We start from the raw sequence: 16,179 nt of genomic DNA on the forward strand, positions 1-16,179 counted from the left end.
ACTGATCCGATAAAAACCAATCACATTGATCGCGATCAATGATAAGCAGAACTGATGACGATCACGCTGCGCCAGCTCCGCTATCTTGATGCGCTCGCCGCCCACCGCCATTTCGGCCGCGCCGCCGAAGCCGCCGGCATTTCGCAGCCGGCGCTGTCGATGCAGATCCGCGACCTGGAGCAGGCGCTGGGCGGCGCGCTGGTCGAGCGCGGCCCCGCCGGCGCGACGCTCACCGAATTCGGCGGCGAGGTGGTCGGGCGGAGCGCCCGCATCCTGGCCCTCATCCGCGACATCGAGGAATTGCCGGCGTCGCGCGCCGATCCGCTGAGCGGCCCGCTGCGCCTCGGCGTCATCCCGTCGGTGGCGCCCTACTTGCTGCCGCACCTCATCGCCGCCGGGGCCAAGCAATATCCCGAGCTCCGCCTGACGATCCGCGAGAGCATCACCCGCGCGCTCGTCGCCGAGCTTGTCGCCGGCAATCTCGACGCGATCGTCGCCAGCGTGCCGCTCGGCAACGACGACCTCGCCGAGGCGCCGGCCTTCGACGATCCGTTCCTGCTCGCCGCACCGGCCAACTCGCCGCACGCCAAGCGCAAGCCGGCGCTGACCGAACTGATCTCCGCCGACGAACTGCTGCTGCTGGAGGACGGCCACTGCCTGCGCGATCAGGCGCTCGCGGTGTGCGGCACCATCGATCCGCGCCGCCTGCGCAGCTACGGCGCCACCAGCCTCGCCACCGTGCTGCATCTGGTCGCCGCCGGCCACGGCATTACCTTCGTGCCGGCGATGGCGGTCGACGCGGCGCTGCGCGCCAACCGCGACCTGGCGCTGGTGCGTTTCGCCGACCCCGCGCCGCATCGCGCCATCGGCGTCGCCTGGCGGCGGAGCTCGCCGCGCGAGCGCGATTTCCGCGCGCTGGCGGCGCTGGTGCGGGAGTGTCGTCGGCCACTTGCCGGAAAATCGCGGCGCGCCTAGCGTCGGCTCCCTCGGCTGTTTTCATGATTTTGGGAGCGACGACAATGATCAGGACGGCAATTGCCGCGGCTTTCCTTGCGGCGACTTTTGCGACGGGCGCCATGGCCGCCGACGTCGGCGGCAAGTACGAGGTGCGCGGCACCAACCCGAACGGATCGAAATACAAGGGCACGGCGGAGATCGAGGTCACCTCGAGCACCACCTGCCGCATCACCTGGGACGTCGGCACGGAATCTTCCGGCATCTGCATGCGCAACGGCATCGCCCTCGCCGCCGGCTACGTGCTCGAGGACAAGGTCGGCCTCGTCATCTACGAGATCCGCGACGACGGCACGCTCGACGGCATCTGGACGGTGGCCGACGAAGACGGCAGCGGCACCGAAATTCTCATTCCGGAATAGGCGCCGATGATCCTCCCCCCGCAAAACGGGGGAGGGAGACCATGCGCAGCATGGTGGAGGGGGGGCTCCACGGCATGCCCCTCGGTCGGCTTCGCCGACAACTCCCCCGTAAACGGGGGAGCACCGAGGCGCGCACGCGACACCTTGCGAGGGAACGGCGGGCCGGGCTAAACAGCGCGACCCGCCGAACCCTTTCTGATGACAAGGACGTGACATGGCCGTCGAGCGCACCTTCTCCATGATCAAGCCGGACGCGACCAAGCGTAACCTCACCGGCGCGATCAATGCCAAGCTGGAAGCCGCGGGGCTGCGCATCGTCGCGCAGAAGCGCGTGTGGATGAGCCGCAAGCAGGCGGAAGGTTTCTACGCCGTGCACCGCGCGCGTCCCTTCTTCGACGAGCTGTGCGAGTTCATGTCGTCGGGCCCGACCGTGGTCCAGGTGCTGGAAGGCGAGAACGCCATCCTCAAGAACCGCGAAGTGATGGGCGCCACTAATCCGGCGAACGCCGCGCCGGGAACCATCCGCAAGGACTTCGCGCTGTCGATCGGCGAGAATTCGGTCCACGGCTCGGACGCCGCCGAAACCGCGAAGGAAGAGATGGCGTATTGGTTCTCCGGGACCGAGATCGTCGGGTAGGACCCGCTTTCCTCCGCGTTTCCTCCGCACCTTCACCACTCCGGCGAAAGCCGGAATCCGGCGCGATCCTCTGCACCCCCTCCACTCATCCCCGCGAAAGCGGGGATCCACCGGGAGGCTGGGGGTGCAACTATCAGGCTGACGTCTTTGTGGCATGGATCCCCGCTTTCGCGGGGATGAGCGGTGGGGAGGGACAACCTCGGCCTCGACGACCAGCCCAACGATCGCCACAGTCACAATCGAAGCTTGCCCTGCGGCAGAAGAGGGGAGCTTCCATGGGCACCGATCTTGTTGTGGCCAGGCGCGCGCAGCTTGCGGGCTATGCCGGATTTGCCGGCGCAATTCGCGGCCGGGCGAGGCCGATCGCGGTCATCGCCGCTGTCGATGTGCTGGCCGTGGCGCTGGCCTTCGGCGCGATCCACCTGACCGGCATGATGGTCGGCGGCAGCAATATTCCCCAGCTTATTCCGCCGGTGAGCGCCGCCACCGAACCGGTCGCGGCCACCACGCCGCTGGTCCCGCCGACGCGCCGTCTCGTGCCGGCGCCGCGCGCCCTGGCGGCGATGCCGGACGCCGCGGTGATGTTCGCCAGGCCCGTCGCCATGATCGACCGCGGCTTCACGTTCGCCGCTCCGTCCTCTTCGTCATCCAGTTTTGAAACGCCGCCGGCCGCTGTTGCCGCCGTAGAGCCCGCGCCGCCGGTCGCGGCACCCACGCCCGTGCCGACGCCGCGCCTGCGCCCGCTGGAGCGCGTTGCTGCGATCGCGACGCCGGTGATCGACGCCGCCGACGGCAGCCTCGACCGGCTGCTGCTCCGCGACGTGGTGCCCGCGGTCGGCACGAGCGTGGCGCAGACGGGGAATGCGTTGCGGCAGACCACGACCGGTGCGGAGGGCGCCGTCAGCGCTGCGGTCGCATCGACGGCGACTGTCGTCGCGCCGGTCACGGCAACGGTGCAGACGATGGCGCAGAACGTCACCCAGCCGGTGGCCTCGGTCGTGCAAAGCGTCGCCGGCCTGCTCAGGTAAGCGGCTTACGCGCTTCCCCTTTGCGTTCGCCGCAAACCGCGGCTGCCGCTCCTTCGCACTCTTGCCTGTCGCCTGGCGGAGCGCCGATGCGGCTTGAGTGTGTCACTCGGTTGCGGAATCCTCCCCATGCGGCGCCACGCCGCGACGAATCCGGGGGGATCAATTGGGCATCTTTGACAGGGCCATCGTTTCGACGCGGCAAAATCACAAAGGCAGGACGACCCGCGGCGACGCGATCAACGTGATCGCCCGCGCCGGCGAAACCAACGGCGCGGTCGGAGTCTTCGGAGCGATAATCGAGCCGGGCACGGGCCCCGTCTGGCATGTCCACGCGCGCGAAATTGAGATCATGCACGTTCTCTCCGGTCAGTTCCGCTTCTGGTGCGGGACCGAGGCGTTCGATGCCGGTGCGGACACCACCGTGGTCCTGCCGGCCAACGTCCCGCACCGCTGGAAGAATACCGGCACGACACAGGGCCGGCTGCTGACCGTCGTCACGCCGGGCGGTTTCGAGCAGAATTTCCTCGATCTGGCGACGCTGCCCGAGATGACCGACGAGGCGATCGCCAGGATCGATCAGCGGCTGGAGTGCGTCGCCTGTCCGGCGCCCGAGGGCGCGGTGCCTTGATCCGACGTCCGGCAGACGCCCGTGTCTATTCGTTCCCGCGCCAGCGCTTCGCCGCTTCGTCGTCGGAGCCCTTGGCGGCGACCCAGTCGCCGGCCGGGTGCTCCTTCTTCCAGAAGGGCGCGCGCGTCTTGAGGAAATCCATCACGTAGCCGGCCGCGGCGAAGGCCGCGTCGCGGTGCGTCGCGGCGGCGGCGACCAGCACGATGTCGTCGCCGACGGCGATCTTGCCGACGCGGTGGACGATCGTCAGCCCGATCAGCGACCACCGCTCCGCCGCCTCGTTGGCGATGCGCGTGACCTCGGCCTCGGTCATGCCGGGATAGTGCTCCAGCTCCAGCGCGCTCAGCCGTCCGCCTTCATCGCGGCAAACGCCGGTGAAGGTGACGATCGCGCCGATGCCGCGATTCAGGTGCAGGCGCGCGACCTCCGCCGCTATCTCGAACGGATCGCCGTGGATGCGGACCGTGATCTCGGCCACCGCTACCCGCCGGTCATCGGCGGGAACAGCGCGACCTCGCGCGCCCCGGCAAGCGGCGTCTCCGGCCCGCCGTGCACGCGGTCGATAGCGACGCGGATGGCGCGCGGCTCCGACAGCGCGTGCTCGTACTCCGGCCCGCGCTGCTTGAGCCAGGCGAGCAGATCGCCGGCGGTGGTCACCTCGGCGGGCAGCGAAACTTCCTCGTCCTTCAGGCCGATGCGCTCGCGCACCCACGCGAAGTAGATGAGCTTCACGGCGTCTGCTCCTCGTCTTCCATCAGGTGACGGACGCCGGCGCGGAAATAATCGTAGCCGGTGTAGACCGTGATCAGGGCCGATACCCAGAGCAGCAGCAGGCCGACATAGGTGAACAGGCCGAGGTCGCCGAAATAATAGCGCGCGATGCGGTCCCCGGCCGGACCGATGAGCAGGAAGCCGATCGCCACCATCTGCATCGTGGTCTTGTACTTGGCGAGCCGCGTCACCGGCACGCGCACATTCTTCAGGCCGGCGAGAAATTCGCGCAGGCCGGAGACCGAGATCTCGCGGATGAGGATGACCAGCGCGGCGATCATCGACCACGAGCCGATGGTGCCGTCGCCGACCAGCAGCATCAGCGCGGTCGCGACCAGCAGCTTGTCGGCGATCGGGTCGAGCATGCGGCCGATGGCCGATTGCTGATGCCAGGCGCGGGCGAGGTAGCCGTCGAAGAAATCCGAGACGCTGGCCGCGATGAATACCGCGAACGAGAACCAGCGGCTGGCGTTGTTTTCGAGATAGAAGCAGACGACGAGCGCCGGCACCGCCAGGACGCGCGCATAGGTCAGGAGATTTGGCAGCGATAGCGCCAGCGACCGGGCGGACTGCCGGAAGCCGGGAGCGGGTGTAGTGTACGACTGGCTATCGTCCATGGGCGCCTACCTTACCCTCACGACCGGCGCGAGGCGACCCTACGCCTAGCCAAGCTATTCTGCATTCTCGTGAAAGTGCCCGTGGATTGCCCGTGCCATTTCGTCCGAGATGCCGGGGACGGCGCGAAGGTCGGCGATATCGGCCCGGCTGACCGCCTTGGCCGTGCCGAAATGGCTGAGAAGCGCGCGTTTGCGCGTCGGGCCGATGCCGGCGATCTCGTCCAGCGGATTGCGCGCGATGTCGGATTTCCGCCGGATGCGGTGGGAGCCGACGGCAAATCGATGCGCCTCGTCCCTTAACCGTTGGACGAAATAGAGCACCGGATCGCGCGGCGGCAGCATGAACGGCTCGCGGCCGGCCATGTAGAACGTCTCGCGCCCGGCATCGCGGTCCGGTCCCTTGGCGACGCCGATCAGCGGCACGTCGTTGACGCCGAGCTCGGCCAGCGTCTCGGTCACCGCCGCGAGCTGCCCGCGCCCGCCGTCGATCAGCACGAGGTCGGGCCAAGGGCCGATCGCCTCGTCGTCGGTCGGCGTCACGGTGGTCGGGTCGCGCGGGTTCTCGCGCACCAGCCGCGAGAACCGGCGGCCGAGCACCTCGCGCATCATGCCGTAGTCGTCGCCGGGCGTGAGGTCGGCCGAGCGGATGTTGAATTTGCGGTACTGGTTTTTGACGAAGCCTTCCGGCCCCGAGACGATCATGGCGCCGACCGCGTTGGTGCCCATGATGTGGCTGTTGTCGTATACCTCGATCCGCCGCGGCGGCTCCGCGAGGCCGAAGCGTTCGGCGAGCCCGGCCGACAGCGTCAACTGCGTCGAGGACTCGGCCAACTGGCGCCCGAGCGCATCGCGCGCGTTGTCGAGGGCGTGCTGCACCAGATCGCGCTTCTCGCCGCGCTCCGGCACGTTGACCTGCACGCGGCGGCCCATGCGCTCCGACAGCGCCTCCTCGAGCAGCGCCCGTTCCTCGATCTCGTGCGACAGGAGGATCAGCTTCGGCGCCGGCTTGTCGTCGTAGAACTGCGTCAGGAACGCGCCCAGCACCTCGGTTGCCTCGAACGCCTTGTCGGCGCGCGGGAAATAGGCTCGGTTGCCCCAGTTCTGGCCGGTGCGGAAGAAGAACACCTCGATGCAGCTCTGCCCGCTTTGCTGGTGGATGGCGAAGACGTCGGCCTCCTCGACCGTCTGGGGATTGATCCCCTGGTGCGTCGCGACATTGGACAGCGAGGCGAGGCGGTCGCGGTAGCGTGCCGCCGCCTCGAAATCGAGCTTGTCGGACGCCGCCTGCATGTCGCGCTGGATCTCCCCGCGCACCGCCTGGCTCTTGCCGGAAAGGAAGTCGTTCGCCTCCTGCACCAGGTGGCCGTACGCCTCCAGCGAAATCTCGCCGGTGCACGGCGCCGAGCACCGCTTTATCTGGTGCAGCAGGCATGGGCGCGTCCGGCTTTCGAAGACGGCGTCGGAGCACGAGCGGAGCAGGAACGCGCGCTCCAGCGCGTTGATGGTGCGCGCCACCGCGCCGGCCGAGGCGAACGGGCCAAAGTAGTTGCCCTTGCGGGTGCGAGCGCCGCGATGCTTGGCGATCTGCGGGGCAGGGTGGTCGCCGGTGATCAGGATGTAGGGGAACGACTTGTCGTCGCGCAGCAGCACGTTGTAGCGCGGGCGGAACCGCTTGATCAGGTTCGCCTCGAGCAGCAGTGCCTCGGTCTCGGTGCGCGTCGAGACGAACTCCATCGACGCCGTCGCGCTGATGGCGCGATAGATGCGGCCCGACTGGGCGGCGCGCGTGTAATTGGCGACGCGTTTCTTGAGATTCCGCGCCTTGCCGACGTAGAGCACCGTGCCCTTGGCGTCGATCATGCGGTAGACGCCCGGGCCGTTCGGCAGCCGCTTCACGGCGTCCGCGATGACCTCGACGCCGACCAGTGTCGGGCGGCCGGAAGCCTCGGATTCGGGGGGCAGATCAGTCATGCGCGATATATGCGACCGTAGCCCGGCTGCGGCAAGATTCCGGCAGCAGGCTCACGCCTCCAGGTGCTGGCCGCCGTCGAGCGCGATGACCTGGCCGGTGATCGACCGGTTCGCCACGATGTAGCGGATGGTGCGGCCGAAATCGCCGATGTCCGGGGCGCGTTGCAGCGGCAGCGAGGCGACCAGTTGCGCAAATTTTTCCGGCGTCGACTGGGCGCTCTGCAGCACCGGCCCGGGCGCGATGCCGTTGACGCGGATGCGCGGGGCGAGCGCCAGCGCCAGCGTCTCGGTCGCCACCCACAGCGCCGATTTGGTGAGCTGGTAGGAGAAGAACGCCGGCGTCGGCCGCCAGATGCGCTGGTCGAGCAGGTTGACGATGTTGCCTTCGGCGGCCGTCGGCAATTGTGCCGCGAAGGCCTCAGCGAGGAACACCGGCGCGGCAAGGTTGACCGCGAAGTGCCGGTCGAACATCGCGCGGTCGAGGCTGCCGACCGTGTCCTTCTCGAAGATCGAGGCGTTGTTGACCAGCAGCGTGACGGTGCCCAGCGCCTTGGCGGCATCGGTGACCATCTCGGTGTGGCAGCCCGGATCGGCGAGGTCGCCGGCGACCAGCGCCGCCTTGCCGCCGCGCGCCACGATCGCGTCGGCGACCGCCTTCGCCTCGTCCGCCGACTGGTTGTGGTGGATCGCGACCGCCCATCCGTTGGCGGCGAGATCCTCGACGATGGCGCGGCCGACCCGGCGCGCGCCGCCGGTGACTAACGCCACAGGCGCGGAACTAACCATCGGTTAACCGCGTTTAACAGGAGTCGCTGTCCCATCAGGGGACAAACGACGGAAAGCAAAACGGGGTCGTTGCAGTTTGATTAAGGATATCAAAGGCATGGATGCCATTTTCTGCGCCCGTGCGCGGCCATGAATGGTCACGGCTTTGCCTGTCCGCCGCCGCATTTTGTTAACTGTTACGCCGCAATGCTCCCCCACCATACACCCGGAAACCGGACGGAATTCGTTCAAGGGCGAGCTCACTTTCGGTGAACCGGATACGAGGAGAAAAGTGATGTTGAATTTCCGTACTCTTCTGGTGAGCGCCGGGGCAACGCTGGCGACCGTCGCCGGCGCGTCTGCCGCCGACTTGCCGAACTACGTCCCGCCGCCCGCTGCCGTCTACTCGCCGGCGCCTGCCTATACGTGGACCGGGCCGTACGCCGGCCTCGTCGGCGGCTACGGCTGGGGTGGCGGCACCGCGGCCAACAGCGGTTGGACCGGCGGCGGCTATCTTGGCTACAACCTGCAGACCAACCAGAACCTGGTCGTCGGTCTCGAGGCCGATGCATTGTTCGCCAACAAGAGCGGCAGCAACGGCACGACCACGATCACAAACAACTTCAACGGCACCGTTCGCGGCCGCCTCGGGTACGCCGTCGATCGCTTCATGATCTACGGCACCGGCGGTTTGGCTGTCGGCAACCTCGGCTCCACTGCCCCGAGCGAGTCGACGACCAAGGTCGGCTGGACCGCAGGCGCCGGCGTCGAGATGGCCCTGACCGACAAGGTCACCGGCCGCGTCGAATATCGTCACACCGATCTCGGCCAATTCCCGTCGACCGGCGTGAACTACACGTCGAACGACATCCTCGTCGGCATCGGCTTCAAGTTCTGAGCTTACTGACGTCCTGATCGGACGACTTCCCGATACCCCGTCGCGGCACCGCGGCGGGGTATTGTCGTTCATGGGATCGGCGTTACCGCGATCGACGAGGCGCGGCAGGCGTCGGCGTCGACCTCGGCGCACGGGCGGAACGCCAGATCCTTGGTGAAGCAGATGCGCACCTCGGTGAGCTCGTTGCCGGCGCAGCGCACGGCCATGGCGGACGCCGACAAGCCGGGATTGGCCGAGACGAACGCCGCCTCGATCTTGGCCGGTGTAGTGCGGCCAGGGACGTTGCCCCGCTGGAGAAGCTGCGGCGTCGCGACCTTCCGCGCCGCCTTGCCGAGCAGGCCGAAATAATCGGCGGCGCTGAGGCCGGCGCAGACGCCATGCCTGCGCCATTCGTAGCCGGCTAAGCCCTGGCTCGGCATGACGTCGGCGACGCCCTTGAGGATCGCGCCATCGACGAAGCGCGGCTCGCTCGTGGCGCAGAAGTCGGGGTAGCCGTGCTCGTACTCGGGCCAGAAGCCGTGCACCAGGAACGCGTGCGGCCTGGCGCACTCGACGTCGTCCGCCTTGCCGCTGGCGCAGGCCGCCGGCGTCCACGACAGCGACAGCACGTAGAGATCGAAATCGCCGGCGCGCCCGTCAGCCGCGGCGGGCGCCGCGAACGCGATCAGCGCCGCGCAGGCGAGCGCCGCTAGTAGCGGATGGAGCGGCAATTGGCGTCGTAGACGTGGAACGGATCGAAGCCCGCGACGCACGATTCAACGTGCCAGCCCTTCGAGAAGGCCGACAGGTGCGGACCCTCGATGACGTACACCACCTCGGCCTTCTTGCCGTTCGACAGCCACGCCGTGGCGCCGCAGTAGCGCCGGGTGATCCGGCTCTGCCAGACGTCGCCGGTGCCCTTTTCGTGGATGCCGTCGAGCTGCGAGATCGACAGGCCGGAGTGGATCAGGCGCGCGTCCTGGTAGGCGAATTTCTCGCTGATCTTCCAGGTGACGCTGAACGAGTCGCAGGCGGGGACGGGATGCCAGCCGTGGTAGGCGGTGCCGGTCGAATAGTCGGCGGCGGAGGCGGTGCCGGCGAGGGACGCAACGAACAGCAGGCTGGTCAGGATGCGTCGCATGGGCTGTCTCCCTTAGATTCGAACCACTTAGCAGAATGCGCCCCGGCTCTGAACCGGTCAAGGCGAGGCTACTCGCCGGCGATCTGGTCAACCTGCCAGTCGGCGCCGGGTTCCTGCGCCAGGATCGGGGTAAGGCCGCGGAGCAGCGCGCCGAGCGTCTTGGCGAACTGCCACGGCGGGTTGCAGATGATCAGGCCGGTGCCGTTGAAGGTGCCCGGGCTGGCGCGGTCGCGCACTGTGAGCTCCGCGCGCAGAAGCCGCCGGATGCCGCTCTTGGCGAGATCGACGCGCAGGCGATCGACCGCGGCGAGGTCCTTCACCGGATACCAGAGGGCATAGATGCCGGTCGGCCATTTGCGGTGGGCGGCGACGAAGGTGTCGAACATCGTGCGGAAATCGTCGCGCTCCTCGAACGGCGGATCGACCAGCACCAGCCCGCGCCGCTCCTTGGGCGGCACGAAGGCGCCGAGCGCCAGCCAGCCGTCGAGCGCGATCGTGCGCACCTGCACGTCGCCGGCGAACAGCGCCTCGAGCGCGGCGGCGTCTTCCGGATGCAGCTCGACCGCAGTCAGCCGGTCCTGCTTGCGGAACAGATGCCGCGCGATCCACGGCGAGCCCGGATAGCGGGCGAGGGGGTCGTCGTTGTTGGCGGCTGCGACCGCCGCGAGATAGGGCGCCAGCAACGCATCGAGTTCGGCAGCGCGCGTCGCCGACCAGACGCGCTCGATGCCCGCACGCCACTCGCCCGTGCGCGTCGCCTCATCGGCGGCGAGGTCGTACATGCCGACGCCGGCGTGCGTGTCGATGACGCGGAACGCGGTGTCCTTCGCCTTCAGCCGCTCGATCAGCAGCGCCAGCGTCGCGTGCTTCACCACGTCGGCAAAGTTTCCGGCGTGGAAGGCGTGGCGGTAGTTCATGGCCGCGTCCTGCCACCTGTCGGAGGACGATGCAAGGCTGGCGGGTCATACCGATTGTCGTCCTCGCGAAGGCGGGGACCCAGTATTCGCCGCCGATCCAAGAGGATCGCGGCCGATGACTACAGGATCCCCGCCTGCGCGGGGATGACAGTGAGAGGAGGAGCTATCCCGCCCGCGCCGCCACCATCGCCAGCGCGCGGGGATATAGTTTGTGTTCCTCGACCAGCACCCGCGCCGCCAGCATCTCCGGCGTGTCGCCGGCCAGCACCGGCACCTCGGCCTGCGCGATGACCGGGCCCTCGTCGACTTCCGCAGTGACGAAATGCACGGTGCAGCCGTGGCGGGTTGCGCCGTCGGCGAGCGCGCGGGCGTGCGTGTTGATGCCGGGGTAGGCCGGCAGCAGCGACGGATGAATGTTGATCAGCCGGTGGTTCCAGCGGCGCACGAACTCCGCCGACAGGATGCGCATGAAGCCGGCGAGTGCCACGATCTCGACATCGGCGACCTCGAGGTGGCGGGTGATCGCGGCCTCCATCGCGGCGCGGTTTGTCGCCTCGACCACGGCGGTCGGAACGCCGGCGGCGCGCGCCACCGTCAGGCCGAGGGCTTCGGCTTTGTTGGAGACGACGAGCGCGATCTCGGCCGGGTAGTCCGGCCTCGCCGCCGCGTCGATCAGCGCCGCCATGTTGGAACCGCGGCCGGAGATCAGGACGCCGACGCGCTTCCGCGCCATCAGCGCGATCCGAGATCGAGCGCGCCGTCGTATGCCACCGCGGCGTCCTTGCGCGGCTCGATGCGGCCGATCGCGACCACGGTCTCGCCGGAGGCTCGCAGACTCGCCGCGACAGCCTCGGCCTTGTCGGCCGCGACGACCACCGCCATGCCGACGCCGCAGTTGAATGTGCGCAGCATCTCGGCTTCGGCGATATCGCCGAGCCCGGCGAGCCAGCGGAAGACGGGCGGGACGGGCAGGGCGGCGAGGTCGATCCGCGCCGCCATCTCGGCGGGCAGCACGCGCGGCACGTTCTCCGTGATGCCGCCGCCGGTGATGTGCGCCATCGCCTTCACCGCGCCGGTGGCGCGGATCGCGGCGAGCATCGGCTTGACGTAGATGCGCGTCGCCGTGAGCAGCGCGGCGCCAAGCGGGCGCGCGTTGTCGAAGGGCGCCGGGTCCTCGTAGCTGAGGCCGCTGTCGGCGACCAGCTTGCGCACCAGCGAGAAGCCATTGGAGTGCACGCCCGACGAGGCGAGCCCCAGCACAACGTCGCCGGGCACGACGTTGGGCCGCGGCAGCACACCGTCGCGTTCGACTGCGCCGACGGCGAAGCCGGCGAGGTCGAAATCCTTGCCGGCGTAGATGCCCGGCATCTCGGCCGTCTCGCCGCCGATGAGGGCGCAGCCGGCCTGCCGGCAGCCCTCGGCGACGCCGGCAACGATGCGCGCGCCCGTCGCCGGCTCCAGCCGGCCGGTTGCGAAATAATCGAGGAAGATGAGCGGCTCGGCGCCCTGGACGACGAGATCGTTGACCGACATCGCGACCAGGTCGATGCCGACCGTGTCGAGGATGCCGGTGTCGATGGCGACGCGCAGCTTGGTGCCGACGCCGTCGGTGGCGGCGACCAGCACCGGGTCGCGGTAGCCGGCGGCCTTGAGGTCGAACAGCCCGCCGAAGCCGCCCAGCTCGGCGTCGGCGCCGGGCCGGCGGGTGGAGCGCACCATCGGCTTGATCAGCTCGACCAGCGCGTTGCCGGCGTCGATGTTGACGCCCGAATCGGCATAGGCCACGGGGCGAAGGGGACGGCGCGCCTCTTGGGCCATTCCGCGTGCCTCTCTCAATGGGATTCGGGGTTGCCGCGCGTGCCGGCATATGAGCGACAAGGCGGCGGCGAATGCAAGGCCGGCCATGGGGTTGCCCACGCTTCAGGGGGAGGCGCAACGGTCGACCGACGCCGACCGGGCCTCAGGTCGTTACCCCGGCGAAAGCCGGGGTCCAGCGCTGCCGAACCAAACTCCGCTTTCCCCGCGAAGGCGGGGAGCCAGGTCTGGAGGATGTCTCCGGCGGCGCGCCGAACGGGCTCCTGGGCCCCCGCCTTCGCGAGGGAAGGCGGGGGCCGACGGCGACCGGGCCTCGGGTCGTCACTCCGGCGAAAGCCGGGGTCCAGCGCTGCCGAACCAAACTCCGCTTTCCCCGCGAAGGCGGGGATCCAGGTCTGGAGGATGTCTCCGGCGGCGCGCCGAACGGGCTCCTGGGCCCCCGCCTTCGCGGGGGAAGCGGAGAGAGTTGGGCCGACGGCGACCGGGCCTCGGGTCGTCACCCCGGCGAAAGCCGGGGTCCAGCGCTGCCGAACCAAACTCCGCTTTCCCCCGCGCAGGCGGGGATCCAGGTCTGGAGGATGTCTCCGGCGGCGCGCCAGACTGGCTCCTGCGCCCCCGCCTTCGCGGGGGAAACGGAGAGAGTTGGGCCGACGGCGACCGGGCCTCGGTGGTCACGCCGGCGAAAGCCGGGGTCCAGCGCTCCCTAACCAAACTCCGCTTTCCCCGCGCAGGCGGGGATCCAGGTCTGGAGGATGTCTCCGGCGGCGCGCCAGACTGGCTCCTGCGCCCCCGCCTTCGCGGGGGGAAGCGGAGGGGGGGGCTGACGGCGACTGAACCTCCGCTTCGCTTTGGCTCCGCAATTGAGGGCGGTTCCCCACCCACCGCGCTTGCGCGCGGTCCCCCCTCCCCGGAACGGGGAGGGATAAGCGGCGTTCGCGTCGGCATGCGCCGATCCCTCCTGTTGCGGGAGGGGAGGGATAAGCGGAGTTCGCGTCGGCATACTCCAATCCCTCCCCGCTCCGGGGGGGGACCAAGCGAAGCATGGTGGGTGGGGCGCGCCGTTGCCGTTGAAGCGCGAAAGCCAGACGGCCCGCGCGGCGCTTGGCTTCCGTGCCCGGGAGTGCCATTTCTAGGGTTCGCGGGATCGGCCGTGCCCGGCGGCGGGCTTTCGGGCGGGACGATCAGGAGACCGGCGGCGTGACGCTTCCCAATCTTATCACCATTGCGCGGCTCCTTCTGGTGCCGCTGATCATCTGGTTCATCGTCGCCAGCCAGCCGCTGGCGGCGTTCGCCGTGCTGGTCGTGGCCGGCGTCAGCGATGCCGTCGATGGCTTCATCGCGCGCCAGTTCGACCTGCGCTCCGAGCTCGGCACCTACCTCGACCCGATCGCCGACAAGACCATGCTGGTCTCGATCTACGTGACGCTGGCCGTCGTTGCCGCGATCCCGGCGTGGCTCACCATCCTGATCGTGTCGCGCGACGTGCTGATCGTCGGCGCGGTCGTGCTGTCGTGGGTGTTGGGCGAGCCGAGTTCGGTTCAGCCGCTGCGCCTGTCCAAGGTAAATACGGTCCTGCAGATTCTGCTGGCGGCGTTCGTGCTCGGGAATCTTGCCTTCTCGATCGATCTGCCCTGGGTGACCTGGACGCTGATCTATCTGGTCGCGGTCCTCACCGTCGCCTCCGGCGCCGTCTACCTCGTCGAGTGGGTGCGCCACATGGGGGCGGGCGAGGCGGCATCCTCGCCGCCCGGCGGCGGTCGCGACGGCGAGACGGCGGCGTGACGCGTCGCCAGCAGACCCTCGTCTTCTGGATCAGCGGGCTCGTCGCGTTGCTGCTGATGCTGGCGGTGTTCCGCCAGATCCTGCTGCCCTTCGTCGCCGGCGCCGCGATCGCCTACGCGCTCGACCCGGCCGCCGACTGGCTGGAGCGGCACGGCTTCAACCGTGTCGGCGCCACGTCGCTGATCCTCGCGGCGCTCGTCGTCGCCTTCGTCGCGGTGCTGGTGCTGCTCGTGCCGCTGCTGCTCAACCAGACCATCGATTTCCTCCAGCGCCTGCCGAGCTACATCACGCGGCTGCAGGAAATGTTCGGCTCGGCGCTGGACAGCGAGTGGGGCAAGTTCCTCGGCATCGACGCCGACAGCATCCGCGCCTCGATCGCCAGCTTCATGAGCCGCGGCGTCGATGTCGCCACCGCGCTGATCGGTTCGGTGTGGACCGGCGGGCGCGCGCTGGTCGATCTGTTTTCGCTGCTGCTGGTGACGCCGTTCGTTGCGTTCTATCTGCTGCGCGACTGGGACGTGATCGTCGCCCGTGTCGACCGCCTGCTGCCGCTCGATCACGCCGAGGAAATCCGCAGCCTCGCCCGCGAGATCGACCGCAAGGTCGCCGCCTTCGTCCGCGGCCAGCTTCTCGTCGGCTTCCTGCTCGGCATCTTCTACGCCGCCGGCCTCGTCCTCATCGGCCTCAACTACGGCCTGCTCATCGGTCTCGCCTCGGGCATCCTGAGCTTCATCCCGTATCTCGGTTTTACCGTCGGCTTCGTCACGTCGATCACCATAGCGCTGGTGCAGTTCTGGCCGAGCTGGCCGTGGCTTGCGGCGACCGTCGGCGTCTTCCTCGTCGGCCAGTTGCTCGAGGGCTACATCCTCCAGCCGCGCCTCATCGGCCGCAACGTCGGGCTGCACCCGGTGTGGCTGATCTTCGCGCTGTTCGCGTTCGGCCTGCTGTTCGGTTTCGTCGGCCTGCTGGTCGCCATCCCCGCGGCGGCCGCGGTCGGCGTGCTGCTGCGCTTCGGCATCGAGCGCTATCGCGCAAGCCCGCTCTATCGCGGCGGCGACGGATCGACGGGCGTGTGATGGGGGAGCGTCGTCCGCCCGCGGCGCGTCAACTGCCGCTAAGTTTGCCGCACCGCGCCGCCATGACGCGCGCTGATTTTCTCGTCGGTGCGGCAAACGCGCGGGCGATCGACCTGGTCGACCGCTGGCCGGAATGGCCGGCGCCGGTGGTGCTGCTCGCCGGCCCCGTCGGCTCGGGCAAAAGCCACATCGTCGAGATCTGGCGCGAGGCGAGCGGCGGCGAGATGGTCGCCGCCGCCGACCTGACCGACGCCGCGGTGGCGCCGCTGGTCGCCTCCGGCGCGGTCGCGGTCGAGGACCTGCACGCCGGTCCGATCGACGAGGCGGCGCTGTTCCATCTTCTCAATCTGGCGACCGAGCGGAAGGCGCCGGTGCTGCTGACCAGCCGCGTCTGGGCGACGGCCTTGCCGCTGGCATTGGCCGATCTCGCCTCGCGGCTGCGCGCCGCGCGCCCGGTGGAACTCGGCGAGCCGGACGACGACCTGCTCCGCCGCGTGCTGGTAAAGCTGTTCGCCGACCGCCAGCTCGCCGTGGACGCCGCGGTGGTGGATTACATCGCGGTGCGCATGGAGCGCTCGCTGCAGGCGGCGAACGCGCTGGTCGACGCCATCGACCACGACGCCCTCGCCGCCGGCGCCCCGGTCACCCGCCGCATTGCCGCCGCCGCACTCGCCCGCGTCTTCGACCGGAGGCCGGAGGATGTGGACGACGACTAACCCCCGGTAAACCTCCAGCCTTGGCGAAATCGTCATATTTCGCGTTTAGGGCTATGTTTTCC

The 16,179-nt window shown here is 69.0% G+C and carries 19 protein-coding genes; 9 read left to right on the forward strand and 10 right to left on the reverse strand.

The window, feature by feature from the left end:
• Positions 1 to 54 precede the first annotated feature (54 nt).
• From WDM94_07885 to WDM94_07905, 5 genes are all read left to right on the forward strand, one after another.
• Positions 55 to 975 carry a hydrogen peroxide-inducible genes activator gene (locus tag WDM94_07885; GenBank protein ID MEJ0012532.1) on the forward strand — a complete coding sequence of 307 codons (921 nt, stop codon included), beginning with the start codon at positions 55 to 57 and terminating at the stop codon, positions 973 to 975.
• Positions 976 to 1,019: 44 nt separating this feature from the next.
• The gene (locus WDM94_07890; GenBank protein MEJ0012533.1) at positions 1,020 to 1,376 is read left to right on the forward strand and encodes a hypothetical protein; all 357 of its coding nucleotides are present in this window, start codon (positions 1,020 to 1,022) and stop codon (positions 1,374 to 1,376) included.
• Between the two features lie 214 nt (positions 1,377 to 1,590).
• Entirely contained in the window at positions 1,591 to 2,013 is a 423-nt protein-coding gene (gene ndk / locus WDM94_07895; protein MEJ0012534.1) for a nucleoside-diphosphate kinase, read from the forward strand.
• A 275-nt stretch (positions 2,014 to 2,288) separates the two neighbouring features.
• Positions 2,289 to 3,041, forward strand: coding sequence for a hypothetical protein (locus WDM94_07900; GenBank protein ID MEJ0012535.1), 753 nt, complete (start codon positions 2,289 to 2,291; stop codon positions 3,039 to 3,041).
• Positions 3,042 to 3,204: 163 nt separating this feature from the next.
• A complete protein-coding gene (locus WDM94_07905) occupies positions 3,205 to 3,669 on the forward strand; it encodes a cupin domain-containing protein (protein MEJ0012536.1) in 465 nt (154 codons plus the stop codon).
• A 25-nt stretch (positions 3,670 to 3,694) separates the two neighbouring features.
• Here the strand turns inward: WDM94_07905 and WDM94_07910 are convergent, their stop codons facing one another.
• The 5 genes from WDM94_07910 to WDM94_07930 are packed head-to-tail and all read right to left on the reverse strand — an operon-like array spanning position 3,695 to position 7,814.
• On the reverse strand, positions 3,695 to 4,147 hold the full coding sequence (locus WDM94_07910; protein MEJ0012537.1) for a molybdenum cofactor biosynthesis protein MoaE: 453 nt from the start codon (positions 4,145 to 4,147) through the stop codon (positions 3,695 to 3,697).
• 2 nt (positions 4,148 to 4,149) lie between these two features.
• Positions 4,150 to 4,401 carry a molybdopterin converting factor subunit 1 gene (gene moaD / locus WDM94_07915; protein MEJ0012538.1) on the reverse strand — a complete coding sequence of 84 codons (252 nt, stop codon included), beginning with the start codon at positions 4,399 to 4,401 and terminating at the stop codon, positions 4,150 to 4,152.
• The gene (pgsA, locus tag WDM94_07920; GenBank protein ID MEJ0012539.1) at positions 4,398 to 5,057 is read right to left on the reverse strand and encodes a CDP-diacylglycerol--glycerol-3-phosphate 3-phosphatidyltransferase; all 660 of its coding nucleotides are present in this window, start codon (positions 5,055 to 5,057) and stop codon (positions 4,398 to 4,400) included. Before pgsA ends, moaD begins: the two co-directional genes overlap by 4 nt.
• A 54-nt stretch (positions 5,058 to 5,111) precedes the next feature.
• Positions 5,112 to 7,028, reverse strand: a complete 1,917-nt coding sequence (gene uvrC, locus WDM94_07925) for an excinuclease ABC subunit UvrC (GenBank protein MEJ0012540.1) — start codon at positions 7,026 to 7,028, stop codon at positions 5,112 to 5,114.
• A gap of 51 nt (positions 7,029 to 7,079) precedes the next feature.
• Positions 7,080 to 7,814 (reverse strand): SDR family oxidoreductase, encoded by a 735-nt coding sequence (locus WDM94_07930; protein MEJ0012541.1) that lies wholly within the window; start codon positions 7,812 to 7,814, stop codon positions 7,080 to 7,082.
• Positions 7,815 to 8,088: 274 nt separating this feature from the next.
• Here WDM94_07930 and WDM94_07935 point away from each other — a divergent pair, with 274 nt between their 5' ends.
• Positions 8,089 to 8,691, forward strand: a complete 603-nt coding sequence (locus WDM94_07935; protein ID MEJ0012542.1) for an outer membrane protein — start codon at positions 8,089 to 8,091, stop codon at positions 8,689 to 8,691.
• A gap of 68 nt (positions 8,692 to 8,759) precedes the next feature.
• Here WDM94_07935 and WDM94_07940 read toward each other — a convergent pair whose 3' ends face one another.
• From WDM94_07940 to purM, 5 genes are all read right to left on the reverse strand, one after another.
• Positions 8,760 to 9,401, reverse strand: coding sequence for a ribonuclease T2 (locus WDM94_07940; protein ID MEJ0012543.1), 642 nt, complete (start codon positions 9,399 to 9,401; stop codon positions 8,760 to 8,762).
• Complete coding sequence (locus tag WDM94_07945; GenBank protein ID MEJ0012544.1) at positions 9,380 to 9,811, reverse strand: hypothetical protein; 432 nt, start codon at positions 9,809 to 9,811, stop codon at positions 9,380 to 9,382. The genes WDM94_07940 and WDM94_07945 overlap by 22 nt, the downstream gene beginning before the upstream one ends.
• A gap of 68 nt (positions 9,812 to 9,879) precedes the next feature.
• Positions 9,880 to 10,728: a 23S rRNA (adenine(2030)-N(6))-methyltransferase RlmJ gene (gene rlmJ / locus WDM94_07950; GenBank protein MEJ0012545.1), complete on the reverse strand. Its 849-nt coding sequence runs from the start codon at positions 10,726 to 10,728 to the stop codon at positions 9,880 to 9,882.
• A gap of 163 nt (positions 10,729 to 10,891) precedes the next feature.
• Complete coding sequence (gene purN, locus WDM94_07955; GenBank protein MEJ0012546.1) at positions 10,892 to 11,461, reverse strand: phosphoribosylglycinamide formyltransferase; 570 nt, start codon at positions 11,459 to 11,461, stop codon at positions 10,892 to 10,894.
• On the reverse strand, positions 11,461 to 12,546 hold the full coding sequence (gene purM / locus WDM94_07960) for a phosphoribosylformylglycinamidine cyclo-ligase (protein MEJ0012547.1): 1,086 nt from the start codon (positions 12,544 to 12,546) through the stop codon (positions 11,461 to 11,463). Before purM ends, purN begins: the two co-directional genes overlap by 1 nt.
• A 1,194-nt stretch (positions 12,547 to 13,740) precedes the next feature.
• Between purM and WDM94_07965 the strand changes: the two genes are divergently transcribed.
• The 3 genes from WDM94_07965 (at position 13,741) to WDM94_07975 (ending at position 16,117) form a co-directional block, all read left to right on the forward strand.
• On the forward strand, positions 13,741 to 14,325 hold the full coding sequence (locus WDM94_07965; protein MEJ0012548.1) for a CDP-alcohol phosphatidyltransferase family protein: 585 nt from the start codon (positions 13,741 to 13,743) through the stop codon (positions 14,323 to 14,325).
• Complete coding sequence (locus WDM94_07970) at positions 14,322 to 15,401, forward strand: AI-2E family transporter (GenBank protein ID MEJ0012549.1); 1,080 nt, start codon at positions 14,322 to 14,324, stop codon at positions 15,399 to 15,401. Before WDM94_07965 ends, WDM94_07970 begins: the two co-directional genes overlap by 4 nt.
• Positions 15,402 to 15,463: 62 nt before the next feature.
• Positions 15,464 to 16,117, forward strand: a complete 654-nt coding sequence (locus WDM94_07975; protein ID MEJ0012550.1) for a hypothetical protein — start codon at positions 15,464 to 15,466, stop codon at positions 16,115 to 16,117.
• Positions 16,118 to 16,179 lie beyond the last annotated feature (62 nt).

This window comes from Bauldia sp. (assembly GCA_037200845.1).
In the GTDB taxonomy this organism is placed as follows: Bacteria; Pseudomonadota; Alphaproteobacteria; order Rhizobiales; family Kaistiaceae; genus DASZQY01.